The following is a 26,855-nucleotide window of genomic DNA, read 5'->3' on the forward strand; positions in this document are numbered from 1 at the left end:
ACATGAGCAAATTCTGGAGCCCTTTCGTCAAGGACCTCGTGCCTTACGTGCCCGGCGAGCAGCCGAAGCTGACCAAGCTGGTCAAGCTCAACACCAACGAAAACCCCTATGGCCCGTCGCCCAAGGCCCTGGCGGCGATGCAGGCCGAGTTGAACGACAACCTGCGTTTGTACCCGGACCCCAACAGCGACCTGCTCAAGCAGGCCGTGGCCAAGTACTACGGGGTGGATGGAAGCAAGGTCTTCCTCGGTAACGGTTCCGACGAAGTCCTGGCGCATATCTTCCACGGTCTGTTCCAGCACGACCTGCCACTGTTGTTCCCGGATATCAGCTACAGCTTCTACCCGGTGTACTGCGGCCTGTATGGCATCACCTCGGCCCCGGTGCCGCTGGACGAGCAGTTCCAGATCCGCGTGGCGGACTACGCTAAGCCCAACGGCGGGATCATCTTCCCCAACCCGAACGCGCCGACCGGCTGCGTGCTGGCGCTGGACGCGGTGGAGCAGCTGCTCAAGGCCAGCCCGGATTCGGTGGTGGTGGTCGATGAAGCCTATATCGACTTCGGCGGCGAAACCGCCATCAGCCTGGTGGATCGCTACCCCAACCTGCTGGTCACCCAGACCCTCTCCAAATCGCGCTCACTGGCCGGTTTGCGGGTAGGCCTGGCGGTGGGGCATCCGGACCTGATCGAGGCGCTGGAGCGGGTCAAGAACAGCTTCAACTCCTATCCACTGGATCGCCTGGCGATTGTCGGCGCGGCGGCGGCCTTTGAAGATCGTGAATACTTCGAGAAGACCTGCCAATTGGTGATCGACAGCCGCGAGAAGGTGGTTGCGCAGTTGCAGGACAAAGGCTTTGAAGTGCTGCCGTCGGCTGCCAACTTCATCTTCGCCCGCCACCCACGGCACGAAGCGGCCAGCCTGGCGGCCAAGCTGCGTGAGCAAGGGGTGATCGTGCGGCACTTCAAGCAGGAGCGGATTGCCCAGTTCCTGCGGATCAGCATCGGTACGCCTGAGCAGAACCAGGCGTTGATCGATGGCTTGGGCGATCTTTAAGGCTTAGATCTATATTGGCTGGACTGGCCTCATCGCGGGCAAGCCCGGCTCCCACATTGGAATGCGTTCCCATGTGGGAGCCGGGCTTGCCCGCGATGAGGCCATCAGCAACACCGACAGTCCCTAACCTTCAGAGCAACGGCTCGTCCGGCTTCTTGTGCTTCCAGCCATCATTGCCCGGCAGCAGCAGGTTCAGGCCAATCGCTACCACCGCGCACAGGGCGATGCCCTTGAGGCCGAAATCGTCCGGGCCAGTGCCGGTGCCGATCAGCACACCACCTATCCCGAACACCAGGGTCACCGACACAATCACCAGATTGCGCGCCTCCCCCAGGTCGATCTTGTGACGGATCAAGGTGTTCATCCCCACCGCCGCAATCGAACCGAACAACAGGCAGAGAATCCCGCCCATCACCGGTACCGGAATGCTCTGCAGCAGCGCGCCGAACTTGCCGACAAAGGCCAGGGTGATGGCAAATACCGCCGCCCAGGTCATGATTTTCGGGTTGTAGTTCTTGGTCAGCATCACCGCGCCGGTCACTTCGGCGTAGGTAGTGTTGGGCGGGCCGCCGAACAGGCCAGCCGTGGTGGTGGCGATGCCGTCGCCCAATAGCGTGCGATGCAGGCCGGGCTTTTTCAGGTAATCGCGACCGGTCACGCTACCCACGGCAATCACGCCGCCGATGTGTTCAATGGCCGGTGCCAGGGCTACCGGGACGATGAACAGAATCGCCTGCCAGTTGAATTCCGGCGCGGTGAAGTGGGGCAGGGCGAACCACGGGGCGGCGGCGATCTTCGCGGTGTCGACCACGCCAAAGTAGAACGACATGCCAAAACCCACCAGCACCCCGGCAATGATCGGCACCAGGCGGAAAATGCCCTTGCCGAATACGGCCACGATCAGCGTGGTCAGCAGCGCCGGCATCGAGATCAGCATTGCCGTCTGGTAGTGGATCAACTCGGCACCGTCGCCCGACTTGCCCATTGCCATGTTCGCGGCAATCGGCGCCATGGCCAGGCCGATGGAGATGATCACCGGTCCGATCACCACGGGCGGCAGCAGCCGGTCGATAAAACCGGTGCCTTTGATCTTCACGGCCAGGCCGAGGAAGGTGTAGACGAAACCCGCCGCCATCACCCCGCCCATGGTCGCCGCAAGGCCGAATTGGCCCTTGGCGAGAATGATCGGGGTGATAAAGGCAAAGCTCGAGGCCAGGAACACCGGCACTTGGCGCCCCGTGACGACCTGGAACAGCAATGTGCCCAGGCCTGCGGTAAACAGCGCAACGTTTGGATCAAGACCTGTGATCAGTGGCATCAACACCAGCGCGCCAAATGCTACGAAGAGCATTTGTGCGCCAGACAGGATCTGGCGCCAAAGCGGGTCGTTGAATTCATCCTGCATGCTCACGCGTCCTTCTGCTTGGTGCCGAAGATCTTGTCGCCAGCATCGCCCAGGCCCGGAATGATGTAGCCGTGCTCGTTCAGGCGCTCATCGATGGACGCGGTATAGATCACTACATCCGGGTGCGCTTTTTCGACGGCGGCAATACCTTCGGGAGCAGCGACCAGCACCATGGCGCGGATGTCCTTGCAGCCGGCTTTCTTCAGCAGATCGATGGTGGCAACCATGGAGCTACCGGTGGCCAGCATCGGGTCGATGATCATCGCCAGGCGTTCGTCGATTTCCGGGACGAGTTTTTCCAGGTAGGTGTGGGCCTGCAGGGTCTCTTCGTTGCGGGCGACGCCCACAGCGCTGACCTTGGCGCCCGGGATCAGGCTCAGCACGCCTTCAAGCATGCCGATACCGGCGCGCAGGATCGGCACCACGGTAATTTTCTTGCCGGCGATTTTCTCGACCTGGACGGGACCGCACCAACCGGGGATCTCGTAGTTTTCCAGGGGCAAATCTTTGGTGGCTTCGTAGGTGAGCAACGCTCCGACTTCCTGAGCAAGCTCACGGAAGTTCTTCGTGCTAATGTCGGCGCGGCGCATAAGGCCGAGCTTGTGTCGGATCAGCGGGTGGCGGATCTCACGGATGGGCATGGGGAAAGGCTCCGGCGGCGGGCAAAAAAACCGGCCTAGATTAATCTATCCGAGGGTGTTGTCCTATAGACAACAAGTACGTTAGTCCATAAAGGCTTGAACGTTGCGTCCCAGAGGCGTACCTTCGCCCGCTTTTCTTGCCACAGTACCCCTGGAGAGCGCCATGTCCGCTGATCTCGAGCATATCCGTCAAATCATGCACGAGGCTGACTGCCTGTACACCGAAGCGCAAGTCGAAGAGGCTATCGCCAAGGTCGGCGCGCACATCACCCGTGAAATGGCCGATACCAACCCGGTGGTGTTCTGTGTGATGAACGGCGGTCTGATTTTCGCCGGCAAATTGCTGACTCATCTGCAATTCCCGCTGGAAGCGTCCTACCTGCACGCCACGCGCTATCGCAACGAAACCAGCGGTGGCGACCTGTTCTGGAAGGCCAAGCCGGAAGTGTCGTTCATCGACCGTGACGTGCTGATCATCGATGACATCCTCGACGAAGGTCATACCCTGGGCGCGATCATCGACTTCTGCAAACACGCCGGCGCGCGCAAAGTGCACACCGCCGTGCTGATCGACAAGGACCACGACCGCAAGGCCCGGCCAGACCTGAAGGCTGATTATGTTGGCCTGCCGTGCATCGACCGTTACATTTTCGGTTATGGCATGGACTACAAGGGCTACTGGCGCAACGCCAATGGCATCTTTGCCGTGAAGGGGATGTAAGCCATGGCGCGTTTTCTTGATCAGTCGCTGTTTGCCGAATTGGCCGAGAAAGCCGCCCTCAACCCCCGTGGCCGGCAGAACGTCAACTTCCACCAGATGGAAGAGCCTTGCCATCGCATGGCTGTCGGGTTGCAGCCACACACTTATGTGCAGCCCCATCGTCATCTCACCGCTGACAAAGCCGAGACCCTGCTGGTACTCAAGGGGCGCCTGGGCATTCTGATCTTCAGCGAGTCAGGCGAGGTCCTGGAGCGGCGCGTCTTGCAGGCGGGTGGAGATTGCCTGGGTGTCGACCTATCGCCCGGCGTTTTCCATGGCCTGGTGGTGCTTGAGCCCGACACGATGATGTTCGAGTGCAAGGCTGGCCCCTATCGCCCGGTGGGCGAGGGCGAACTGGCCACCTGGGCGCCCCGGGAAGGCGAGGCTGGCATGGCTGAGTATCATCGCTGGATGCTGGCCCAGTTCGATTGAACCTGGCAGCAAAAAACAACAGGTGGGCTTGTGTGGGAGCGGGCTTGTCGGGTCGCCGCATCGCCGCGATAGCGGAGTGTCAGGTTAGATATATTCGACTGACCCACCGCCATCGCGGCGATGCGGCGACCCGACAAGCCCGCTCCCACATAGAGCCTCGTGGCTTCCGAACCTTGTGTCCCGCAGGTAGACTTCCACTCCCGTGTAAATGTCTGCAGGCTGGAGTCGGCAATGCGTAAAGATAAGAAACAAGTGATTGGTGACGAGATCGGCGACGATCAGATCAAGCTGTTCCTGGATTTTGAACCGGTCGACGCCACTTCACCGTCCCTGCACAAACTGATCAAAGCCTATCGCGGCCTGCGCATCGATGACTTCGGACGTTTCCTGACCTTTTTCAAAGAGGCCGGGCTGGACCTCGACGGCAAGGATGAGCATGGCCAGACCTTCGTCGATCTGATCAAGGACCAGCGCAACGCGGACGAGTACCTCGAGCTGATCGAACAAGCCCGCGGCTGATTTCCAAGACATACAAAAACGCCCCGTTCTCATCACGAGAGCGGGGCGTTTTTTTGCCTTTTTGTAGGCGTCAGGCGTAGCTTGCGGCCTCGCTACCTTGCTCAACCAGCTCCAGGCTGATGTTGTTCTGCACGCTGATCTTGCGATACAGCTCGGCATCGGTTTCCAGGACTTTTTCCCGGGCCGGGAAGATCTCCTGCAGCTTGGCCGCCCACTCGCCGGCCGCCTGGGTCGGGAAGCAGCGTTCGATCAGATCCAGCATGATCGAAACAGTCACCGAAGCACCTGGAGAGGCGCCCAGCAGTGCCGCCAGCGAACCGTCTTTGGCCGCGACCAGCTCGGTGCCGAATTGCAGCACGCCGCCTTTCTTCGGGTCTTTCTTGATGATCTGCACCCGTTGGCCGGCCACTTCCAGGCGCCAGTCCTCGGCTTTGGCCTCGGGGTAGAAGCGGCGCAGGGATTCCAGGCGCTGCTCCATGGACTGCATCACTTCGCTGACCAGGTACTTGGTCAGGTCCATGTTGTCTCGGGCTACGGCCAGCATTGGGCCGATGTTGCCCAGGCGAATCGACATGGGCAGGTCAAGGAACGAACCGAACTTGAGGAACTTGGTGGTGAAGCCGGCATATGGCCCGAACAGCAGGGATTTCTTGCCATCCACCACGCGGGTGTCCAGGTGCGGCACCGACATCGGCGGCGAACCCACGGCGGCCTGGCTGTAGACCTTGGCCTGGTGCTGCTTGACTACTTGCGGGTTGTCGCAACGCAGCCACTGGCCGCTGACCGGGAAACCGCCAAAGCCCTTGCTCTCTTCGATACCTGAGGCTTGCAGCAGCGGCAGGGCCGCGCCGCCGGCGCCGAGGAACACGAACTTGGCGTCGACATGGCGCGTGTTGCCGCTGTTGACGTCCTTGATGCTCACGGTCCAGCCAGCACCATTGCGCTTGAGGCCGGTGACGCGCTTGCTGTACTTGACCTGGGCATCGGCCGAACTGCTCAGGTGCGCGAGCAATTGGTTGGTCAGGGCGCCGAAGTTGACGTCGGTGCCGTTCATCACGCGGGTCGCGGCGATTTTTTCGTCAGCCGGGCGGCCCGGCATCATCAGCGGCATCCATTCGGCCATTTCGGCACGGTCTTCGGTGTAGTGCATATCCGAGAACGCGTGGTGCTGGCTGAGGGTTTCAAAGCGCTTCTTGAGGAACGACACGCCTTTTTCGCCCTGCACGAAGCTCAGGTGCGGCACTGGGCTGATAAAGGACTTGGACGAGCCAAAGGTGCCTTTTTTGGTCAGGTACGCCCAGAACTGCTTCGACACCTCGAACTGGGTGTTGATGTGCACGGCTTTTTTGATGTCGATGGAGCCATCACCCGCCTGCGGGGTGTAGTTCAGCTCGCACAGGCCGGCGTGGCCGGTACCGGCGTTGTTCCACGGGTTGGAACTCTCCGCGGCACCCGAATCCATCAGCTCAACGACTTCCAGCTTGAGGCCGGGGTCGAGCTCCTTGAGCAGCACGGCAAGGGTGGCACTCATGATGCCCGCACCTACCAGTACTACGTCGACTGCTTCGTTATGCGCCATTTAACGCGTCTCCAAAATCTGCAGCACCAAATTGACGGCATGGCTGCCAGGAGTGACGGGGCGGTTCACGTGATGCCCCAGGTTACCCATGGCCAGGATCGCCATGTCCGATTCTTCGCAATTTTTTTGCAACTTCAGCGGACGCTGCCGACCAGGCCTTATCTGCATATGAACGCATTTAAGGGGCCCTGTGGCAATTCGACTTATGGTCAAGTACGTCCGATCGTGCAACCAAATCCGTAGCGGACAGGCTTCAAGCTCCGGTTTTTGAGGAGTACTCGGTCCTGTGTGGTTGGGCAGTGCCAGACGTTGATGGTGCTTGTACAAACGCAAAACTATTCATTTGCTCGCCACACTCTTGTGAAGTTGTGAAAACCCGTTTTTTTCACGCTCTTTTGAAGACGTGAACCTCAAAAAAGGGCTGCCCCAGCCTGGCACCTGGCCCGAAATCACTGCCGACACGCGGCATAACGGGCAAACAACTCAAGTGGCCGAGCGCAATGGCAGCTCTGGCAGATTCGGTAAAGGCGCAGGTTTGCAGACAAAACAGCCAGCTCGCCAGCTTCACTCGATCTGTGTGGGCGGCTCTCTGTGGGCGGTGCGGGGGAGCTAATACCAGGGCATTAGCGATGCTGCGAGGCCCGATCAGGAGACGTCCTTATAATCGGGGGGAGATTGTAGCGAAGAACTGTCGGGAAATGGACGTGTTTTATGACTTTTATTAGCGCTTCGGTCAGGCGGTCAACGGCAGGCGGTGTGATGACCGTGCGCGGCGCGGGCTGACACGGGCGCGGGCGGGCAGAGGATGGTGCATCCAGCTCAGGCGGATCTCCTGGACTTCGACCCAGCCTTCGCCCACGGGCGGCTGGCTGCATTGCTTGAAGGCCTGGCAGCGACCTTGCGAGTCGAGCAGGGCAAAGTTGCGATGGGCGGGCGTGCGCGCGAAAAAGCGCCAGAGAAGATTGAGCATGGCGGGCCTCCTGAGAATGACGCCAAGCATATCTGTCAAGAATGACATCTGGGTGACACTGAGTCGCTGCACGCAGGCCTGGACCTGAGGTTGTAACTGGCGCTAGTTCCAGGCGGTGACGCGCCGCTATACTGGCGCACTGTCGGTACCTGAATTCTGGAGAGAAAAGCATGTTGCAACGCCTGTTGTTCGGTTTGATCACTGTGACCAGCTTGACCCTGGTTGGCTGCGCCCACAGCCCGCAGCAACTCAGCCCGCAACCCAAGCTCACCACCCAGTTGGCGCCTGTGGGCCATGGCCAGCCGGTCTCGGTGCGTGTGGTTGATGGCCGTCCGTCGCCAACCCTGGGTACCCGTGGTGGCCTGTACCCGGAAACCAGCGCCATCACGGTGACCGGTGCCGACGTGCTGCCCAAGCTGCAAGCCCAGGCCGAAGCGGCTGTGCGCCTGCTGGGCTTTACCCCGACCAGCAACTCGCCAGGCGCACCGCAACTGACGGTGACCCTGGCCGAGCTGAAGTATCAGTCGCCCAAGGAAGGCCTGTACGTGACCGAAGCCACCATCGGCGCGACCTTCCGCTCTGATGTGTCGGCCGGCAACCGCCGCTACAACGGCCGTTACGCTGCGTCCCTGGACCAGCGCTTTGGTATGGCGCCGAACCAGGAAACCAACACCAAGCTGGTCAGCGACGTGTTGAGTGATGCCCTGACGCGTCTGTTCAAGGATCCAAGCATCGGCCAGATCCTCAGCTCGCAGTAATCGGTTGTAAAAAAGCCGGGCCCCGCCAAGGGCCCGGCTTTTTTGTGTCTGCTGCGGTCATGCCGCCGTTTCGACATAAAAGTCCAGCACACTCACTCCCGTCAGCAGATCCAGCTCCGGCAGGTCGGCATGCTGATGCCCGCCGAGGGCGCAATACACCAGCCAGTGCCGGTCCTGGACATTGAACGCCAGGCCGCCGACCAGCGCCTCTTGCTCATCGGTAGGGGCGATCAGGTACAGCCGATCCTGGTTCTGCGCGTGCAACATGACAAGCTCCCGGGTGTGCGAAGGGCAACAGAGTGGCTTGTTAAGGTGACGTTCAGGTGACGCTGTAAATTACTCGATACATTAGTCGTCAATGGGGGAGGGAGCTGTGAGGCGCAGGAGGGCGCAATTCGTTCAGGTTTGTATCTGAATGGATACCTGGTCACTGTTACACCGAGGTTTTTGATGTCGCTGCCGGCATTATTGCTAAATACCGCTGCCTTGTTGATCGCCTGCCCAGGCGCCGGGCTGTTGTTTGTGACCCGCCTGCGCGAGCAGCGGGCGATGGCTCGACTCACCGCGCAAAGTGAAGATCGAGCGATTGATCAACCGATGTTGTTCCTGGATGTGCGTACCGAGCGCAGTCATCGCCTTGGCTACCGCCTAGGGTTTGCCTGTATCGGGCTGGCGCTTGTCGTCTCTTGGCTCAGCACTCAATTGTAAAAATACCCAAAACCAATGTGGGAGCGGGCTTGCCCGCGATAGCAGTGGGGCAGTCAAATAGTTATCAACTGACCCACCGCTATCGCGGGCAAGCCCGCTCCCACGTTGTGTTGTGTGTTATTCAAGCTGGTGGGTTACAGGGGGATCCCGGCCTTGACCCGATACTGATTACGCACCGGCGTCGCATATTGCAGCACCAGGTACGGTCGGTGCTCCGCCGGGCAGGCATTCAGTCGTCGCTCCCACTCCGCTTTCGCCTTGGCCAACTCATCCGCCGGGAACACCTCGGCAGCCGTCGGCACCTGCAATTGCGGGTCGGCGTCGCTCCACTGTGCGTATGCCAGGTAATGCACCGGGAACAACCGATACCCGCCGAGAATCTGCCGGTCCATCTCGGTGGCCAACAGCTTGGTGTCTTCAAAACGTTCGGTAATCGGTGGCGCAAAGTTGATATGGACCCGGCCCTTGTAACCGGTGATGCCCAGGGCAATGCTCACGTCATCTTCACCGGGCGCCTTGGTGTAGGTGCCGGTGGTGGCGCGGATATACAGCTCGCGAGCCTTGGCCGCGTCGCACGGGTCGTATTCGTAGCTGATGGACACCGGCGTCAGGTTCAGCGACAGGATGACGTCGGCGAACGGCTCTTCCTTGCGGCTCATATGGAACATCTTGAGGATCGCCGACTCGGTGCGATCATCCCCATCCTTGGCGCGGCCTTCGGCCTGGGCGATCCAGATCGACTGGCAGTCATTGCGGATCGAATGGTTGATGTAGGCCGACAGCAGCTGATACGCCGCCATCTTCTCGCGTCGCCCGGTGATGGAGCGATGCACGATAAAACTCTTGTTCAGGCGCATCAGGTCGCTGACAAACGGCTTTTGCAGCAGGTTGTCACCGATGGCTATCCGCGGTGTTGGCAGGCCGGCGTGGTACACCGCGTAGTTGACGAAGGCCGGGTCCATCACGATATCGCGGTGGTTGGCCAGGAAAACATAGGCCGTGCCGGACTTGAGTTGCTCGACCCCGGTATAGGTGACGCCGTCGGTCGCCCGATCGATGGTGTGGTCGACGTAAAACTCGACTTTGTCCTGCAAGGTGGCGACGGTGGTGACACCGGCGAACTCACGGCGCAGCTTCTGGGCGATCAGCGGCTTGAGCAGCCAGCCAAAGGCGCCGGCAAAGCGCGGGAAGCGAAAGTGGGTCAGGATGTCCAGAAAGGCCTTGTCACTGAACAGCCGGGCCAGCACTGCCGGGACTTCGCTGTCGTTGTAAGGTCGGATGGTATCGAATTCGCCCATCATGCTCTCTTGTTAGAAACGGCTAGGGTAAGTAAAGGTTTGGATCGATAAGTGACAGGGCGAGGTCTGAACAAATGGCATCAAACGAAAAAGCCCTGCAAATAGACCGGCGATTATACGCACAAGTCACCTGGGAGACCGCGATGCTCGAAAGTGCGCTGTACGATTGTCCTTATTGTGGTGAACGGATCGAGACAAGCGTGGATTTGTCCGGTGGCGACCAGAACTATATAGAAGACTGCCAGGTGTGCTGTCGGCCGATCATTTTCGACCTGCAGGTCCACGGCGATGAATGGATGCTCGAAGTGCGCAGCGAGAATGAATAAAGGGGGGGGGGAGCGGCCATGCAACGAATCTACGAGCCGGAAAACCTGATGGAAGGCGAGTTGCTGCAACAAATGCTCGCCAGCGAAGGCATCGACGCCCATCTGGTGGGGCGCCATCTGCTCGGTGGCACGGGTGAACTGCCGATCTTCGGCCTGTTGGGCCTGGAGGTGGAGAACGATCAGGCCACCTACGCCCACGAGTTGATCACCGCCTATATCGGTGCGCAACCGCTGCCCGGCGATGAACCCGACAGCTACCCCGACGTGCTGGTCTGTTAGGCTGTCGGCCGGTTTACCCAAGAGTCGTGTTGCGCCATGTGTGGACGTTATGCCCTGTTTCGCTGGAATCCCGCCTTTGCTGCCTTGCCGGGGTTCCCGGCGGATCAACAGGCCCAGTGGAATATCTCCCCCAATGATTCAGTGCTGATCCAGCGCGCCACCGATGGCCAGCGCACCCTGGCGCGGGCACGTTGGGGGCTGACGCCGCCGTGGCTGACCGATCTGTCCCGCACGCCGGCCCACGCCCGCGCCGAAACCCTGGCCGAACAGCCGATGTTTCGCGAGGCCTTTCGCCTGCGCCGGTGCCTGCTGCCGGCCAATGGCTTTTATGAATGGCGCGGCACCCAGCGCAAGCGGCCGTACTGGCTCACGCCGGGGGAGGGCTCGACCCTGTTTTTCGCAGCGATCTGGGAGGCCTACCCGGTGCAGGAGCAAGTGTGGCTGAGCGCGGCGGTGGTGACCCAGGCGGCGCAGAGCCAGCGCCGGCCGTTGATTCTGGACGCGGCGGGGCAAGCGGCCTGGCTGGATCCCGAGACGCCGTTGCATGTGTTGCAGGGCTTGCTGGCCAGCGAGCCGGCGGCGTTGCGTGAGCGGGTGCTGGCTAACATGGTCAATGATCCGAAGCTCAATGGGCCGGAGTGTTTGACCCCGGGTTGAGACTGGGAGTTGTGTGGGGGATTCGCTGGCGCCATCGCAGGCAAGCCAGCCCCCACATTTTGATTTGTGAATACCTTCAAATGTGGGACCTGGCTTGCCTGCGATACGGCCCCAAACGCCACTGAAACCTTCAGACCTTGAACTGATTGATCAGCCGCCGCTGCTGCTCCGCCAACTGGGTCAGCCCCGCACTGGCGGCACTGGACTCATCCGCCCCGCCCGCCACCTCATTGGCCACCTGGCCGATATTGATCACATTGCGGTTGATGTCCTCGGCCACCGCGCTCTGTTCCTCCGCCGCACTGGCAATCTGCGTATTCATGTCATTGATCACCGACACGGCCTGGGTGATGGTCTCCAGGGCCTGCGCGGCCTTGGCGGCGTGTTGCACGCTTTCATCGGTGCGCTGCTGGCTGTCTTCCATGACCTGCACCACATCCCGCGTGCCTTGCTGCAATTGCTGGATCATGGCCTGGATTTCTTCGGTGGCCTTCTGGGTTTTCTGCGCCAGGTTGCGTACTTCGTCGGCCACCACCGCAAAACCTCGGCCCTGTTCGCCGGCCCGGGCGGCTTCGATGGCGGCGTTGAGGGCCAGTAGGTTGGTTTGCTCGGCAATGCCGCGAATGGCAATCAGGATCGCGTTGATGTTCTCGCTGTCCTTGGCCAGGGCCTGGACTACGGTCACCGCCTTGCCGATCTCCAGGGCCAGGGCGCCGATGGAGGTGGAGGTGTCGCGCACGATCTGCATGCCCTGGCTTGCAGCCTGGTCGGCATGGGTGGCGGCCTGGGCTGCCTGGGTGGCATTACGCGCCACGTCCTGGGCGGTGGCGGTCATTTCGTGCACGGCCGTGGCGACCTGGTCGATCTCGACCATTTGCTTGTGCACGCCCTGGTTGGTGCGGATGGCAATGTCGGCGGTGTGTTCCGACGAGTCGCTGACCTTCTGTACCGAGCTGACCACCTGGCTAATCATGCCCTGCAGCTTGATCAGGAAGGTATTGAAGCCGGCGGCAATCGCGCCCAGTTCATCGGCGCGGTCACTGGTCAGGCGACGCGTCAGGTCGCCTTCGCCCTGGGCGATGTCATTGAGCATCGCCACCATTTGCTTGAGTGGGCGGGCAATGCCGTGGCCCACCAGCCAGATCACCAGCAGGCCGATACCGGCAATCAGCAGGCCGACCATGGTCATGCCGAAGATATCGGTCTTGCGCTGGGCGTCCAGGTCGCCTTGCAGGGTGTGCAGGTCGGCCATTACCGCGCCCAGGGGCAGTTGCAGCATCAGGGTCCAGCGCGCATCGGTCTGGCCGATATTGAAGGGCAGGAACAACTCGATATGCCCGTTTGCCTGGTCGATGTCGTAACGCACGTCGCCGACCTTCAACTGGCCGAGGTTCTCCAGTTCATTCTGGTCGAGCAGGTCGCTGGCCTTTTCCCCCAGTTTGCTCGGGTCCTTGGTGTAGGCCACCAGGCGGCCGTTGCTGGAAATCAGCGCCATTTCGCCAGCGCCGTTGTAAAGCTTCTGGTCGGCGGCGGTGAGCATTTCCTGGATGAAATTGACCGACAGGTCGGCGCCGACAATGCCCTGGAACGCGCCGTCGATCATGATCGGTTCGATAAACGAGGCCAGCATCACCGTGGTGTTGCCCACGCGATAGGGCGCCGGGTCGATGGCGCAGGGCTTCTGGGTTTCCTTGGAGCAGAGGTAGTACTCGCTGGCGCGAATGCCGGTGGCGAGGATTTTCTGGTCGGTCAGGTCGGCGAGTTTTTCCAGGCCCAGGCTGCCATCCTGATTGCGGAACCACCAGGGCATGAAGCGCCCGTTGGCAGGTTCTACGCCGACGACGGCGGTGTTCAGGTAGTTGGCGTCATTGTGGTCGATGGCATTGGGTTCCCAGGCGATATAGGAACCGAGGATTTTCGGGTTGCGTACCACCGTTTCGTGCAGCAGGTTGATCAGTTGTTCACGGCTGACCTGCAGCGGGGCCGCGCCGTTTGCGTCCTTCATGCCCATCAGCGCATTGGTGGTGGCCAGGCCTTTGGCGGTCACCAGCGGCGCTTCCAGCTCGCGCTGGATCAGCGTGGCCTGGGTTTGCGCCAACGCCGTAAGGCGTTGCTCGATGATTTGCTCGAATTGCGCCTGGGTGCGGTCCTGCACCATCTCTTGGGTCCGGGCGCCGGCGAACAGCGCGTATAGCACCAGGGCCGCCACGACACTCAGGACAATGGCCCCGGCCAACGCCGCGACAGAAAACTGAATCGACTTGAATTTCATGAAGGCTCCTGGCGCTTGGGGGCATGATCTGCCTTTGTGTATCGGCCACAGGCCACGCAGACATGAGGCGCTGCCCTGCAAAAGAACCAGGCATGTCGTTTATAGAATGGTCGTGGGCGTCGGTGGTCTCTGAAATTAGCGGTTAAGCGTCAGGTGTATCTGGCGCCGATACATGAGAGGGCCTACGATACGCGCCATGTTTTCAGGGAGAATGTGCATGAAAAAATCATTGGCGGTAACGGCATTGAGCGCAGCCTTGCTGCTCGCCGGTTGCCAGTCGGTCAACACCACCAGCGGCGGTGCCGTGGGTGTGGAACGCAAGCAGTACATGTTCAGCATGCTGTCGAGCCAGGAAGTCGACCAGATGTACGCGCAGTCGTACCAGCAGACCCTGGGCGAAGCCAGTGGCAAGGGCCTGGTAGACAAGACCAGTGCCAACGCCAAGCGTGTGCAGGCCATCGCCAAGCGCCTTATCGCCCAGGCCCCCACCTTCCGTCCGGATGCGGCGCAGTGGAAGTGGGAAGTGAACCTGATCAAGAGCGACGAGATGAACGCCAACTGTGGGCCTGGCGGCAAGATCTTTGTCTACAGTGGCTTGATCGACACGCTCAAGTTGACCGATGACGAGCTGGCGGCGGTCATGGGCCATGAAATTGCCCACGCCCTGCGTGAACATGGCCGCGAAGCCATGTCCAAGGCTTACGGCATCGAAATGGCCAAGCAGGGCGCTGGCGCATTGTTGGGCCTGGGCCAGGACAGCATGGCGCTGGCCGACACCGTGGCCAACTACGGCATGACCTTGCCTAACAGCCGCAGCAATGAGAACGAAGCCGACCTGATCGGCCTGGAGCTCTCGGCCCGCGCCGGTTACGACCCGAACGCGGCGATCACGCTGTGGAACAAAATGGCCAAGGCTTCCGAAGGCGCACCGCCTGAATTCATGAGCACCCACCCGGCCTCCAGCAGCCGGATCGCCTCGTTGCAGGCGGCGATTCCCAAGGTGATGCCGTTGTACCAGCAGGCCAAGAAGTCCTGATAATCCAGGCCTTGTGAAGATCCAAAGGTGGGAGCGGGCTTGCTCGCGATAGCGGTGGTTCAGTTAATTAATACGTGACTGATACAGCGCTATCGCAGGCAAGCCAGCTCCCACATTTGTAAAGGGTTACAACCAGCCGCTGCTTTGCATGGCCTTGTACACCGCCACCAACGCCAGGATGAAGAACGCCGAAGCCGCCAGGCGCCGAATCAAGGTCAACGGCAGTTTCTCCGCCGCGAAATTCCCCGCCAGAACCACCGGTACGTTGGCAATCAACATGCCCAGGGTGGTGCCGATAATCACCAGCCACAACTCGGGGTATTGCGCCGCCAGCATCACCGTGGCGATCTGCGTCTTGTCACCGATTTCAGCGATAAAGAACGCAATCAGGGTGGTCAGGAACGGCCCGAACTTGCGCGAGGTGCTGGCTTCATCATCGTCGAGCTTGTCTGGCACCAGGGTCCACAGGGCCGTGGCGCAGAAGCTCGCGGCGAGGATCCAGTGCAGCACCGCATCCGAGAAGAAACTGCCAAACCAGGCACCCACGGCACCGGCAGCGGCGTGGTTGGCCAGGGTCGCGGCGATGATGCCGGCGATGATTGGCCAGGGTTTGCGAAAGCGTGCGGCGAGGATGAGCGCGAGCAATTGCGTCTTGTCGCCGATTTCGGCCAAGGCAACGATTGCGGTAGGAACGAGAAGTGAATCCAGCATCAGGTAGGTTTCCAGGGGCGGGTCGACACGGCTATGACACGTACAGCCTTCCCGCCCCGGGTAAGGTGTGCGTGTCATAGGTCTTGTCAAACCCAGGTCCGTCTGTGCGGACTCCTGGGTCGCATACGCCATGGTCTGCTGACCAAGTATGTTGACGTATGCCGGACGAGCATGTTGCTCGTGGGAGACTACTCCCCTAGGACGGAGCGGATTCTGCCTTGGCAAAATCCATTCGGCAAGCCTTCTTTTTCAAACGCCCGTCAGCCGCGCTTGGCCCGATAGATGCGAAAACCCTGGCCCTCGGCCTTGACTGCGCACACGCCCAGGTGCTCTTCGATCAGCGGTTGATACTTCAGGAAGCTATTGGCGACTAGCCGAAGTTCGCCGCCGTTTTTCAGATGTTGGCGTGCTTTTCGCAGCAGGTTTTCCGTGGCGAAATAATCCGTGTGTACCCCGACATGGAACGGCGGGTTACTCAGAATCGCATCCAGGCCCATGGGCGCGGCGTCGATGCCATCACCGGTCAGCACTTCGCCTTCCAGGCCATTGGCCTCCAGCGTCAGGCGACTGCTGGCGGTAGCAAAGGCGTCCACATCAAGCAGGGTCACGGTGTTGTGCGGGTAGCGCCGCTTGACCGCCGCGCCCAACACGCCGGCGCCACAGCCGAAGTCCAGCAGATGACCGCTGGGCAGTTTGTCCAGGTGTTCGAGCAACAGCGCGGTACCGCGATCCAGGCGGCCATGGCTGAACACGCCCGGCAGACTGACGACCTTGAGCGGTCCGTCGGCCAGTGGCACTTCAAACACCTGGGCCAGGCTCGCCAGTTCCGGCGCCGCCGGAGCATCGGCCACGGTGGCCAGCCACAGCTGGCAGTGCCGTGCGTTGTCGAGCTTGCGTGGCTTGCCGAAGGCGTTCAGTTGCTTGGCGGCGCTTTCGATGCCGCCGCGTTTTTCACCCACCAGGTATAGCTCGGCGCCCGGCAGCCGTGCCGCGACGGCCTTGAGGATGTAGTCGGCCAGATCCTTGGACTTGGGCAGGAACACCACCGCCGTGTCGAATGCGCGTTGCGGCACATCGACCCCGAAATGGCTGCGCTCGGCAAACCGCGCATCCAGCGCTGCCTGGTCGCCCGCATGCCAGCACCAGCCATGGGCATTGGGCAGGCGGCCCAGCAGGTCATCGGCGGGCAGGCCGGCCAGCAACACGTTGCCTTGAAAAAGTTCGGCCTGACGAAGCAGTACTTCACTGCGCGGATCCATGGTCTGCTCCCTGAAAAAGGAGCGCAGTTTATCAACTGACGACGCGCTGCGGTGCTCCGCTGAAAAAGCCCCGGGCGTTTTCAGTCAATTGGCCGACGATCCGTTGCCGTGCTTCGCGGCTGCCCCAGGCACTGTGTGGCGTGATGATCAGCCGTGGGATGTCGCTGGCCAGTAGCGGGTTGCCGGTGGTCGGCGGTTCGACGCTCAGCACATCGCTGGCCGCCCCCCCCAGATGACCGCCGCGCAAGGCGTCTGCCAGGGCCTGTTCATCGATCAGGCCGCCGCGTGCAGTGTTGACCACGAACGCGCCCGGCTTGAGCAGCGCCAACTCACGGGCCCCGATAAAGTGGCGCGTGTGTTCGTTGAGTGGGCAATGCAGGGTCAGCGCATCGATCTGCGGCAGCAGTTCGTCCAGCGGCACCCGGTCTGCACGGGCCGGGCGGCCGGGGATAGCGCCCAGTAGCACGCGCATGCCAAACGCTTGGGCCAGGCGCGCGACGGCGCCGCCCAGCTCGCCATGGCCCAGCAAGCCCAGGGTTTTGCCTTCCAGCTCGACAATCGGATAATCCAGCAGGCAGAACTGCTTGGCTTGCTGCCACAGGCCGGCGTCGACGTCTTTTTGATAGTCCTTCAGGCGTGTGGCGAGGTTGAGCAGCAGCATGATCGTGTGTTGCGCCACCGATGGCGTGCCGTAACCCTGGCAGTTACTAACGGTAATGCCCTGGGCGCGGGCAGCGGCCAGGTCGACGTTGTTGGTGCCGGTAGCAGCGATCAGGATCAGCTTCAGCTCGGGGCAGGCGGCCAGAGTCTGGGCGTTGAGCAGGATCTTGTTACTGATCGCTACCTGGGCACCTTGCAGGCGTTCGACCACCTGATCGGCCGAGGTCTGCTCACACAGCTGCAATTCGCTGAACGTCTCGCGCAATTCGCTGAGGTCGAGGTCTCCCTGGTCCAGGGAAGGATGATCAAGGAAGACGGCGCGGCGATTGTTCGTCATCAACTGTACCTTTTGCGACAGAGTTCGAAGGCGTAATCTGCCGAGCCTACCAGATGAAATAATCAGTTACTTCTTGGAGTGTGCATGTACCTCACCGAGTTTTTGACCGTGGCGTTGATTCACCTGCTGGCCGTGGCCAGTCCCGGGCCTGACTTTGCCGTGGTGGTACGCGAGAGCGTGACCCATGGCCGGCGCGCCGGTACCTGGACGGCGCTGGGCGTCGGCTCGGCGATTTTTCTTCACGTTGGCTACTCGCTGCTTGGTATCGGCTTGATCGTGTCCCAGTCCATCGTGCTGTTCAACGCCTTGAAATGGGCGGCGGCGGCCTACCTGTTGTACATCGGCTTCAAAGCCCTGCGGGCGCAGCCGGCCAAGCCTGCCGGTGCAGAAGAGCTGCACCGTGAAGTGGGCGAGCGCAGCGCTCGCGGCGCCTTTACCTCGGGCTTTGTGACCAATGGCCTGAACCCCAAGGCCACGCTGTTTTTCCTGTCGCTGTTCACCGTGGTGATCAACCCCCACACGCCGCTGGCGATCCAGGCCGGTTATGGCCTGTACCTGGCCGTGGCCACCGCCCTGTGGTTCTGCATGGTGGCCATGTTGTTCAGCCAGCAGCGCGTGCGCGCAGGCTTTGCGCGCATGGGCCACTGGTTTGATCGGAGCATGGGCGTGGTGCTGATTGCCATCGGTGTGAAAGTGGCTTTCACCGACCGCTGAGTGCGTCATTCGTGAATGAATGCTGGCGCAAAGCTAGCATTCATCCGATTCTGCAAATCATTCCTTCGGCTGATTTGGCCGGCGTGCAAGGTCTCTACAGTGCAAATCCTTTAGCCAAGACCGTGCAGTCATAAAAAGGGATTCGTATGTTGCAGACTCGTGTTATCCCGCCCGCCGAAGGCGCGTACCAATACCCGCTGTTGATCAAACGCCTGTTGATGTCGGGCGCCCGCTACGAGAAAACCCGGGAAATCGTCTACCGCGACAAACTGCGCTACACCTACCCAACCCTGACCGAACGCGTCGCCCGCCTGGCCAATGTGCTGACCGCAGCGGGAGTCAAAGCCGGTGATACCGTGGCCGTGATGGACTGGGACAGCCACCGTTATCTGGAGTGCATGTTCGCCATCCCGATGATTGGTGCGGTGATCCACACCATCAACGTGCGCCTGTCGCCAGAGCAGATCCTGTACACGATGAACCACGCCGAAGACCGCTTTGTGCTGGTCAACAGCGAGTTCGTCGGCCTGTACCAGGCCATTGCCGGGCAGTTGACCACCGTCGACAAGACCCTATTGCTGACCGATGGCGACGAAAAAACCGCTGACCTGCCCAACCTGGTAGGCGAGTACGAAACCCTGTTGGCCGCTGCCAGTACCCAGTACACCTTCGAGGACTTCAACGAGCACTCGGTGGCCACCACTTTCTATACCACTGGCACCACCGGTAACCCCAAGGGTGTGTATTTCACCCACCGCCAACTGGTGCTGCACACCATCGGCGTGGCGACCATCATGGGCAGCGTCGACAGTGTGCGCCTGCTCGGCACCAACGATGTGTACATGCCGATCACGCCGATGTTCCACGTGCATGCCTGGGGCTTGCCGTATGTGGCGACCATGCTCGGGCTGAAGCAGGTTTATCCCGGCCGCTACGATCCGGAATACCTGGTGGAGTTGTGGCGCAAGGAAAAGGTCACGTTCTCCCACTGCGTGCCGACCATCCTGCAGCTGCTGCTCAACGCCAAGGCCGCCCAGGGTGTGGATTTTGGCGGCTGGAAGATCGTCATCGGCGGCAGTGCCCTCAACCGTTCGCTGTACGAAGCGGCCAAGGCCCGTGGCATCCAGCTGACGGCGGCCTACGGCATGTCCGAGACCGGACCGCTGGTGTCCTGTGCCCACCTCAATGAAGAACTGATGGCCGGCAGCGAAGACGAACGCACCACCTACCGGATCAAGGCCGGTGTGCCGGGGCCGTTGGTGGAAGCCGCGATCATCGACGGCAACGGTAACTTCCTGCCGGCCGATGGCGAGTCCCAGGGCGAACTGGTGCTGCGCGCGCCATGGCTCAGCGAAGGCTATTTCAACGAGCCGCACAAAGGCGCCGAGCTTTGGGAAGGCGGCTGGATGCACACCGGCGACGTGGCCACCCTTGATGCCTTCGGCGTGATCGATATTCGCGACCGTATCAAGGACGTGATCAAGACCGGCGGCGAGTGGATCTCGTCCCTGGCGCTGGAAGACCTGGTCAGCCGTCACCCGGCGGTACGTGAAGTAGCGGTGGTCGGGATTGCCGACCCGCAGTGGGGCGAGCGCCCGTTTGCCCTGCTGGTGGTGCGCGAAGGCCACGGGATTGGTGCGCGCGAACTCAAGGAGCACCTCAAGCCGTATGTCGAGCAGGGCCACCTGAGCAAGTGGGCGATTCCAAGTCAGATTGCCATTGTTACGGAAATTCCCAAGACCAGCGTCGGCAAGCTGGACAAGAAGCGTATCCGGATCGACATCATCGAATGGCAGGCCAATAACAGCACCTTCCTCTCCACGCTCTGACCCCTCCTGCCGTGCCCGTTCGGGCACGGCAATGCTCTATTACAGGCCTTCGCCTTGTTATTTGCGTAATTTGAGCCATTCTCTTTCGCGTCAGCCCTCGCTGACATGGCGAAAGGGCTGTCGCAGACGGGTTGGTGATGCAAATCACACTTTAGAGGGATCAAGCGCTACCCCCTGCTGGCTATAGTCCCTCCCAGAGTTTTTCAAGGATGCGGCGCTGCGGTCCTGGGTGGTCCGGCGGCAGTCTGGCATTGGAATCGTTGTATTCCGGCCGTTACAAGCGTGTTTGAAAAGGCTCACTGCCATAACAATAAAATGCACATGGAGTAGCGTCGATGACCTCAGTAAATCAGTTCTGGCGCCGGGCGAGATTGCCCCTGGCGGTCAGTCTTGCCTCGACCCTCGCCGGGCCCGCATTCGGCGTCAGTTTCAACATTGGTGAGGTCGAAGGCAGCTTCGACTCGTCCCTGTCGGTGGGGGCCAGTTGGGGCACGTCCAAGCCCAACAAGGACCTGATCGGTGCCAACAACGGCGGCAGGGGGCTGTCGCAGACCTCCGATGACGGCCACTTGAACTTCAAGCGTGGGGAGACGTTCTCGAAGATCTTCAAGGGTATCCATGACCTGGAACTGAAGTACGGCGATACCGGTGTGTTTGTGCGTGGCAAGTATTGGTATGACTTTGAACTCAAGGACGAAAGCCGCGAGTTCAAGGACATCAGCGACCACAATCGCAAAGAGGGCGCCAAGTCTTCTGGCGGGCAGATCCTCGATGCGTTCATCTACCACAACTATTCCATTGCCGATGCCCCGGGTTCGGTGCGTTTTGGCAAGCAAGTCGTGAGCTGGGGTGAAAGTACCTTCATCGGTGGCGGTATCAACTCCATCAACCCGATCGACGTGTCTGCGTTCCGTCGTCCGGGTGCCGAGATCAAGGAAGGCCTGATCCCGGTCAACATGTTCTACGTGTCGCAATCGTTGACCGATAACCTTTCGGCGGAAGCGTTCTATCAGTTGGAGTGGGACCAGACGGTTACCGACAACTGTGGGACTTTTTTCTCGCAGCCGGATGTTATTTCCGATGGTTGCAACGACAACCTGCGGGTGCTGAACAAGCGTTCGCAATTCCCGGCAACAGCGATCCCGTTCCTGACGTCCCAAGGGGTCGACATGAACGAAGAGGGTGTGAAAGTCGCCCGTGGACCTGACCGCGATGCACGTGACAGTGGGCAGTTCGGTTTTGCGTTTCACTACAACTTTGAACCGCTGGATACCGAGTTCGGTGCGTACTTCATGAACTATCACAGCCGTGCGCCGATTTTCAGTGGCCAGGGCGCCTCCCAGCGCGTGTTCAACCTTGCCAATAACCTTCCAGCCCCGTTGGCCGGCCTGGCGCCGGTTATTGTCGCGGGTAATTCCAACTATTTTGTTGAATACCCGGAAGACATTCGCCTCTACGGTTTGAGTTTCTCCACCACCTTGCCTACGGGCACGGCGTGGAGTGGTGAGTTGAGCTACCGTCCGAATGCGCCTGTACAACTCAACACCACGGATATCCTGTTTGCAGGTGTTACTGGGGTTAATGGGTATAACAACGCCTCGGTACTCAAGGGGCAGCCTGGGCAGGACTTGCATGGCTATCGCCGCAAAGAAGTCAGCCAATTCCAAACTACCTTTACGCACTTCTTCGATCAGGTCATGGGGGCAAGCCGCCTGACGACCGTGGGTGAGATTGGTGTGACGCATGTCGGGGGGCTTGAGAGTAAGTCTGAGGTGCGTTATGGGCGTGACCCGGTGGCTGGGCCAGGCAGCTTGCCCGGCGGTTTCTGTAACCGTCTCAATGCTTCGACCTCCGCTGGTGCCGGGCTGGGAGGCAGTACTGCCGGCTTGAACACCAATTGCAACCAGGACGGCTACACCACCGCCACTTCCTGGGGTTACCGCGCCCGTGCGATCTGGGAATACCCGGACGTCTTCGCCGGTGTCAACCTCAAACCAAGCGTGGCCTGGTCCCATGACGTCAAAGGTTACTCGCCAGGCCCTGGCGGCAACTTTGAAGAGGGCCGCAAGGCCGTCAGCCTGGGTGTGGATGCTGAATACCAGAACACCTACACCGTCAGCCTGAACTACACCAACTTCTTTGGTGGCGACTTCAGCACGGTGGATGACCGCGATTTTGTCGCCTTGAGCGCCGGCGTGAACTTCTAAGCACACTCTTTAAGCAGTCAGTATTTTCAGGAAGACCAGAACATGAAAATAACCAAAAGTCTGTTGCACGTGGGTGTGCTGGGACTGTCGATCATGGCCAGCAGCGTCATGGCGGCGGTCTCGGCGGATGAAGCCGCCAAGCTGGGCACCACGCTGACCCCGATGGGCGCGGAAATGGCCGGCAACGCTGCCGGCACCATCCCGGCCTGGAAAGCCCTGCCGACCAACGCCGGCGCCGTGGATGCCAAGGGCTTCCTGGCCAACCCGTATGCCAGCGAGCAGCCGCAGTTCACCATCACCGCGCAGAACGTCGAGCAGTACAAAGACAAGCTGGCCCCGGGGCAGTACGCGATGTTCAAGCGCTACCCCGAAACCTTCAAGATGCCGGTGTACACCACCCATCGCGGCGCCACCGTGCCGCCGGAAGTGTTCGCCGCCATCAAGAAAAACGCCACCAGCACCAACCTGGTAGGTGGCGGCAACGGCCTGGAAAACTTCGAGACCGCGATTCCGTTCCCGATCCCGAAAAGCGGGGTCGAGGTGATCTGGAACCACATCACCCGTTATCGCGGCGGCAGCGTCACGCGCCTGGTGACCCAGGCCACGCCACAGGCCAACGGCTCGTACAGCCTGGTGTACTTCCAGGATCAGTTCGTGTTCCGCGACAAGATGAAGGACTACGACCCGAAAAACCCGGGCAACATCCTGTTCTACTTCAAGCAGCAAGTGACCGCCCCGGCGCGCCTGGCCGGTGGTGTATTGCTGGTGCACGAGACCCTGGACCAGGTGAAGGAACCGCGCGCGGCGTGGGTCTACAACGCCGGCCAGCGCCGTGTGCGCCGGGCGCCGCAAGTGTCCTATGACGGGCCGGGTACCGCTGCCGATGGCCTGCGTACCTCCGACAACCTCGACATGTACAACGGTGCGCCGGATCGCTACGACTGGAAGCTCGAAGGCAAGAAGGAAATCTACATCGCGTCCAACAGCTACAAGCTCGACGATCCGAAGCTCAAGTACTCCGACATCATTAAGGCCGGCCACATCAACCAGGACCTGGCACGCTATGAACTGCGCCGCGTCTGGCACGTGGTCGCAACCCTGAAGGAGGGCCAGCGCCATATCTACGCCAAACGTGACTTCTACATCGATGAAGACACCTGGCAAGCGGCGGTGATCGACCACTACGACGGTCGTGGCCAGCTGTGGCGCGTGGCTGAAGCCCATGGCGAGAACTACTACGACAAGCAAGTGCCGTGGTACGCCCTGGAAACCCTCTACGACCTGCAGTCCGGCCGCTACCTGGCACTGGGCATGAAGAACGAAGAGAAAAAGGCCTATGACTTCGGCTTCACCGCCACCACCAAAGACTTCACCCCGGCGGCCCTGCGCCAGGACGGTGTTCGCTAACGTGCAGTAAACACGTTGGCCTCTGTAGGAGCTGGCTTGCCAGCGATGGCATCACCTCGGTCTATCTGACATACCGAGGCGATGCCATCGCAGGCAAGCCAGCTCCTACATTTGTTTGGGGGGGCTGAACATCGCTGGTTATTTCTTGTTGTAGTCTTTTTCAGACAAATGTTGCAAAGATCTACAAAGCGACGGGTTTTAACGCTAGTCTGCGGACATCTGCAATGCCGACCACAGCCTACTACAAGAGCCCGGCGATGACTGATCTGTCCCCAATCCAAGGGCCTGCCAGTGCGGTAATCCCCACGCTGGAAGGGCGCTTCTATCGACCCCCACTGCCTGATGGCTATGTGCTGCGCCCACGCCTTTGCGAGCGCCTGAGCGCGGGCCTGGAGGGCCGTTTACTGCTGGTTAGCGCGCCAGCCGGGTTCGGCAAGAGCTCGCTGGCGGTGGAGTTCTGCCAAAGCCTGCCGGATCACTGGCAAAGCCTGTGGCTGGGCCTCAGTGCGCGGGACAGTGATCCGGGGCGTTTCCTTGAACGCCTGCTGGAGGGTCTGCAACAGTATTTCCCGCAGGTAGGCAGCCAGGCCCTGGGCCTGCTGAAAATGCGTCAGCGCCACCAACCGTTTGCCTTTGAAGAATGGCTCGATGGCTTGCTCGACGAATTGACCGTCCATCTATCCACACGCACGCCGTTATTACTGGTGCTGGATGACTACCACCTGGCCCAGGGGCCGGTGCTGGATCGCTGCCTGCAATTTTTCCTCAATCATTTGCCTGATGGCTTGTTGGTGCTGGTCACCAGCCGCCAGCGTCCCGACTGGCATTTGGCGCGGTTGCGTTTGTCCCGGCATTTGCTGGAGTTGCATGAGCAAGACCTGCGCCTGACCAACGACGAATCCCTGGCCTTGCTTGACCGCCACAGCAGTTCGTTGCGCGGTGAGGCACTGGACAACCTGATCCGCCGCAGCGAAGGCTGGGTGGCCGGCCTGCGCTTCTGGTTGCTGGCGGCCGCCGAAGCCGGCAGCGAGGCCAACCTGCCCCCAGGCCTGCATGGTGGCGAAGGGCTGATCCGTGACTATCTGCTGGAAGAGGTGATCGATTGCCTGCCGCCGGAAGTCCAGGCGTTCTTATACGACACCGCCTCCCAGGAGCGTTTTTGCAGCGAGCTCTGCGATGCGGTGCGCGAGGCCCATGACAGCGCGGAAATCCTGCGTTACCTGCAAGCTCATCAGGTATTCCTGGTGCCGCTGGACGAACAGGGTCACTGGTACCGCTATCACCACTTGTTTTCCGATTTGCTGCGCACCCGGCGCTCGCCGAATGCGATGCTGCCGGCCGCCAGCCTGCACTTGCGCGCCTGTCGCTGGTTCAATGCCCAGGGCTTGCTCGATGAAGCCGTGGAACAGGCCCTGCGCGCCGGACATCTGGATGTAGCGGCGAACCTGGTGCAGAACCTGTCTGAAGAGCAACTGCTGGCTGAACAGAATGTCGGCATGCTCCTACGCTGGAAGATGGACTTGCCCGACAGCCTATTGATCAGCACGCCCCGCTTGATCGTGCTCTACAGCTGGGCGCTGGGGCTGGCCTGTCAGTTGGACGCCGCAGAAGAACTGTCCAGCCATCTAAGCCGCTTCCTGCCGGCACCGTCGGCCACGGCGCAGAAGTCGATGCTCGCCCAGTGGCTGGCCCTCAGTGGCATCATTGCCCGTGGGCGCGGCAACCGCGAGCTGACCCAGCTGTATTGCAGCGAAGCCCTGGAAAGCCTGCCGCTCAAGCGTTACGGCCAGCGCTTGATGTGCCTTTCGACCCTGTCGAACCTGGCCATCGTCGACGCCGACCTGTGGCGCGCACGCGGCTTGAATCGCGACTCCCTGGAGCTGGCGCAACGTGTCGGCAACCCGCTGTTCGAGGCCCTGGCCCATTACGATCGGGCACGGGTGCTGCAGGCGCGCGGGGAAATCCTGCGCTCCCTGGACGAGGTACGCGAGGGCCTGCAACGCTTGCAGGGCCTGGCGCCCCAGCGCCTGTATGCGGTGCGTGCGCGCCTGTCGCTGTACGAAGGGTTCCTGCTGCTAATGCGTTGCCAGCCCGAAGCCGGGCTGTTGCGCCTGCGTGCCGGGTTAGCCGAGGCTCGCGCCTGCCGGGATATCAGCGTGTTGATCGGCCACTGTGTCATCGCCAACCTCGAGGGGCGCCGTGGCGATTTCCCCAAGGCCTTTGCCGAGCTGGCCGAAGCCGAGCGGCTGATGCATATCTGGGATGTGCCGCCGATTTACTACCTGGCCATGATCACATTGATCAAATGCGAGTTGTGGCTGGCCCAGGGCCGTACGGACCTGGCCGATGCCTGGCTGGCGCGGCTGGGGCAAACCTACAACGGCGACCAGGCTGCCGCCGCCCCGGAGTTTCATCCACATCTGCCGCAACATATCGAATTGCAGCAGGCGGCCCTGGATGCCATTCGTGGCCAAGCCGAAAACGCCCTGCGCCGGCTCGATGTACTCGCCCGGCAAGCTGAAGGCAAAGGCCAGCAGATGATCGCAGTGATGGCCCTGAACCAGTATGTGCTGTTGTTGCTGGATGACGGTCAGGCTGCGTCGGCCCGCCCGGTTTTTGCCCGCGCCCTGCAAGTGGCGAGCGGCGGTGCGTTGCAACCCTTCCAACGTTTGCTGGAACGTTATCCGGACTGGATGCGTGAGCAACTGGGCCACGCGCCGAATGACCTGCTGCGGCAAAGCTTGTGGGCCTTGCTGCCGGTAGTTGCCCTGCGCGAGCCGATCGAAATCACCCACACCGGCGAAACCTTGAGCGCCCGTGAGCTGGCGGTGCTGCAGTTGATCGCCCAAGGGTGTTCCAACCAGGAAATCAGCAACCAGCTGTTTATCTCGCTGCACACCGTCAAGACCCACGCCAGCCATATCAACAGCAAACTGGGAGTGGAACGCCGTACCCAGGCCGTCGCGCGGGCGCAGGAGATGGGGTTGTTGGGGTAAGGGGGAGACTTGCGCCGCAAAAGCCGGATAATGGCGGCCA

At 60.9% G+C, this 26,855-nt stretch carries 25 protein-coding genes and 1 riboswitch; of the genes, 15 read left to right on the forward strand and 10 right to left on the reverse strand.

Features of this window, described 5'->3' with window-relative positions:
- Positions 1-2 precede the first annotated feature (2 nt).
- Positions 3-1,055 (forward strand): histidinol-phosphate transaminase, encoded by a 1,053-nt coding sequence (gene hisC, locus HBO11_RS10735; protein ID WP_169950860.1) that lies wholly within the window; start codon positions 3-5, stop codon positions 1,053-1,055.
- Positions 1,056-1,185: 130 nt separating this feature from the next.
- On the opposite strand, the gene HBO11_RS10740 is transcribed toward hisC, so the two are convergent.
- Positions 1,186-2,460: a uracil-xanthine permease family protein gene (locus HBO11_RS10740; RefSeq protein ID WP_169950858.1), complete on the reverse strand. Its 1,275-nt coding sequence runs from the start codon at positions 2,458-2,460 to the stop codon at positions 1,186-1,188.
- A 2-nt stretch (positions 2,461-2,462) separates the two neighbouring features.
- On the reverse strand, positions 2,463-3,101 hold the full coding sequence (gene upp, locus HBO11_RS10745) for a uracil phosphoribosyltransferase (RefSeq protein WP_029291751.1): 639 nt from the start codon (positions 3,099-3,101) through the stop codon (positions 2,463-2,465).
- Between the two features lie 163 nt (positions 3,102-3,264).
- Between upp and HBO11_RS10750 the strand changes: the two genes are divergently transcribed.
- The 3 genes from HBO11_RS10750 to HBO11_RS10760 all read left to right on the forward strand — a co-directional run bounded on the left by HBO11_RS10750 (position 3,265) and on the right by HBO11_RS10760 (position 4,812).
- On the forward strand, positions 3,265-3,822 hold the full coding sequence (locus tag HBO11_RS10750) for a hypoxanthine-guanine phosphoribosyltransferase (protein WP_078046900.1): 558 nt from the start codon (positions 3,265-3,267) through the stop codon (positions 3,820-3,822).
- A gap of 3 nt (positions 3,823-3,825) precedes the next feature.
- A complete protein-coding gene (locus HBO11_RS10755; RefSeq protein ID WP_169950856.1) occupies positions 3,826-4,293 on the forward strand; it encodes a WbuC family cupin fold metalloprotein in 468 nt (155 codons plus the stop codon).
- Between the two features lie 231 nt (positions 4,294-4,524).
- A complete protein-coding gene (locus HBO11_RS10760) occupies positions 4,525-4,812 on the forward strand; it encodes a PA4642 family protein (RefSeq protein ID WP_169956401.1) in 288 nt (95 codons plus the stop codon).
- A 70-nt stretch (positions 4,813-4,882) separates the two neighbouring features.
- Here the strand turns inward: HBO11_RS10760 and mqo are convergent, their stop codons facing one another.
- Positions 4,883-6,391 (reverse strand): malate dehydrogenase (quinone), encoded by a 1,509-nt coding sequence (mqo, locus tag HBO11_RS10765; RefSeq protein ID WP_169956399.1) that lies wholly within the window; start codon positions 6,389-6,391, stop codon positions 4,883-4,885.
- A gap of 733 nt (positions 6,392-7,124) precedes the next feature.
- Positions 7,125-7,361 carry a hypothetical protein gene (locus HBO11_RS10770; protein ID WP_169956397.1) on the reverse strand — a complete coding sequence of 79 codons (237 nt, stop codon included), beginning with the start codon at positions 7,359-7,361 and terminating at the stop codon, positions 7,125-7,127.
- A 170-nt stretch (positions 7,362-7,531) separates the two neighbouring features.
- Here HBO11_RS10770 and HBO11_RS10775 point away from each other — a divergent pair, with 170 nt between their 5' ends.
- On the forward strand, positions 7,532-8,119 hold the full coding sequence (locus HBO11_RS10775) for a YajG family lipoprotein (RefSeq protein WP_032860068.1): 588 nt from the start codon (positions 7,532-7,534) through the stop codon (positions 8,117-8,119).
- 57 nt (positions 8,120-8,176) lie between these two features.
- Here HBO11_RS10775 and HBO11_RS10780 read toward each other — a convergent pair whose 3' ends face one another.
- Positions 8,177-8,386, reverse strand: a complete 210-nt coding sequence (locus tag HBO11_RS10780; RefSeq protein ID WP_032860067.1) for a hypothetical protein — start codon at positions 8,384-8,386, stop codon at positions 8,177-8,179.
- 183 nt (positions 8,387-8,569) lie between these two features.
- On the opposite strand from HBO11_RS10780, the gene HBO11_RS10785 reads away from it, so the two are divergent.
- The gene (locus HBO11_RS10785) at positions 8,570-8,827 is read left to right on the forward strand and encodes a hypothetical protein (RefSeq protein WP_169956395.1); all 258 of its coding nucleotides are present in this window, start codon (positions 8,570-8,572) and stop codon (positions 8,825-8,827) included.
- A gap of 134 nt (positions 8,828-8,961) precedes the next feature.
- Here HBO11_RS10785 and HBO11_RS10790 read toward each other — a convergent pair whose 3' ends face one another.
- On the reverse strand, positions 8,962-10,125 hold the full coding sequence (locus HBO11_RS10790; RefSeq protein ID WP_169956393.1) for a 1-acyl-sn-glycerol-3-phosphate acyltransferase: 1,164 nt from the start codon (positions 10,123-10,125) through the stop codon (positions 8,962-8,964).
- Positions 10,126-10,268: 143 nt separating this feature from the next.
- Here HBO11_RS10790 and HBO11_RS10795 point away from each other — a divergent pair, with 143 nt between their 5' ends.
- The 3 genes from HBO11_RS10795 to HBO11_RS10805 are packed head-to-tail and all read left to right on the forward strand — an operon-like array spanning position 10,269 to position 11,387.
- A complete protein-coding gene (locus tag HBO11_RS10795; protein WP_029297780.1) occupies positions 10,269-10,451 on the forward strand; it encodes a CPXCG motif-containing cysteine-rich protein in 183 nt (60 codons plus the stop codon).
- A gap of 18 nt (positions 10,452-10,469) precedes the next feature.
- Complete coding sequence (locus tag HBO11_RS10800) at positions 10,470-10,730, forward strand: DUF2007 domain-containing protein (protein ID WP_169956391.1); 261 nt, start codon at positions 10,470-10,472, stop codon at positions 10,728-10,730.
- A 36-nt stretch (positions 10,731-10,766) separates the two neighbouring features.
- Positions 10,767-11,387, forward strand: a complete 621-nt coding sequence (locus HBO11_RS10805) for an SOS response-associated peptidase (protein WP_169956388.1) — start codon at positions 10,767-10,769, stop codon at positions 11,385-11,387.
- A gap of 130 nt (positions 11,388-11,517) precedes the next feature.
- Here the strand turns inward: HBO11_RS10805 and HBO11_RS10810 are convergent, their stop codons facing one another.
- Entirely contained in the window at positions 11,518-13,659 is a 2,142-nt protein-coding gene (locus HBO11_RS10810; protein WP_169956386.1) for a methyl-accepting chemotaxis protein, read from the reverse strand.
- 217 nt (positions 13,660-13,876) lie between these two features.
- On the opposite strand from HBO11_RS10810, the gene HBO11_RS10815 reads away from it, so the two are divergent.
- The gene (locus HBO11_RS10815) at positions 13,877-14,695 is read left to right on the forward strand and encodes a M48 family metallopeptidase (RefSeq protein WP_169956384.1); all 819 of its coding nucleotides are present in this window, start codon (positions 13,877-13,879) and stop codon (positions 14,693-14,695) included.
- Positions 14,696-14,821: 126 nt separating this feature from the next.
- On the opposite strand, the gene HBO11_RS10820 is transcribed toward HBO11_RS10815, so the two are convergent.
- The 3 genes from HBO11_RS10820 to HBO11_RS10830 all read right to left on the reverse strand — a co-directional run bounded on the left by HBO11_RS10820 (position 14,822) and on the right by HBO11_RS10830 (position 17,662).
- Positions 14,822-15,406: a TMEM165/GDT1 family protein gene (locus HBO11_RS10820; RefSeq protein ID WP_057438151.1), complete on the reverse strand. Its 585-nt coding sequence runs from the start codon at positions 15,404-15,406 to the stop codon at positions 14,822-14,824.
- A gap of 89 nt (positions 15,407-15,495) precedes the next feature.
- Positions 15,496-15,615: riboswitch (yybP-ykoY riboswitch) on the reverse strand.
- A 51-nt stretch (positions 15,616-15,666) separates the two neighbouring features.
- Positions 15,667-16,665, reverse strand: coding sequence for a class I SAM-dependent methyltransferase (locus HBO11_RS10825; protein WP_169956382.1), 999 nt, complete (start codon positions 16,663-16,665; stop codon positions 15,667-15,669).
- A gap of 31 nt (positions 16,666-16,696) precedes the next feature.
- Entirely contained in the window at positions 16,697-17,662 is a 966-nt protein-coding gene (locus tag HBO11_RS10830; RefSeq protein ID WP_169956380.1) for a 2-hydroxyacid dehydrogenase, read from the reverse strand.
- Between the two features lie 84 nt (positions 17,663-17,746).
- Here HBO11_RS10830 and HBO11_RS10835 point away from each other — a divergent pair, with 84 nt between their 5' ends.
- The 5 genes from HBO11_RS10835 to HBO11_RS10855 all read left to right on the forward strand — a co-directional run bounded on the left by HBO11_RS10835 (position 17,747) and on the right by HBO11_RS10855 (position 26,815).
- Positions 17,747-18,376 (forward strand): LysE family transporter, encoded by a 630-nt coding sequence (locus HBO11_RS10835; RefSeq protein ID WP_169956378.1) that lies wholly within the window; start codon positions 17,747-17,749, stop codon positions 18,374-18,376.
- A gap of 146 nt (positions 18,377-18,522) precedes the next feature.
- Complete coding sequence (locus tag HBO11_RS10840; protein WP_169956376.1) at positions 18,523-20,205, forward strand: fatty acid--CoA ligase; 1,683 nt, start codon at positions 18,523-18,525, stop codon at positions 20,203-20,205.
- A gap of 335 nt (positions 20,206-20,540) precedes the next feature.
- On the forward strand, positions 20,541-22,412 hold the full coding sequence (locus tag HBO11_RS10845) for a DUF1302 domain-containing protein (RefSeq protein WP_169956374.1): 1,872 nt from the start codon (positions 20,541-20,543) through the stop codon (positions 22,410-22,412).
- Positions 22,413-22,454: 42 nt separating this feature from the next.
- Entirely contained in the window at positions 22,455-23,819 is a 1,365-nt protein-coding gene (locus HBO11_RS10850) for a DUF1329 domain-containing protein (RefSeq protein WP_169956372.1), read from the forward strand.
- A gap of 257 nt (positions 23,820-24,076) precedes the next feature.
- Complete coding sequence (locus HBO11_RS10855) at positions 24,077-26,815, forward strand: LuxR C-terminal-related transcriptional regulator (protein WP_169956370.1); 2,739 nt, start codon at positions 24,077-24,079, stop codon at positions 26,813-26,815.
- Positions 26,816-26,855: the final 40 nt, after the last annotated feature.

It is taken from the genome of Pseudomonas sp. WS 5010, from assembly GCF_012985565.1.
Classification (GTDB): Bacteria; Pseudomonadota; Gammaproteobacteria; order Pseudomonadales; family Pseudomonadaceae; genus Aquipseudomonas.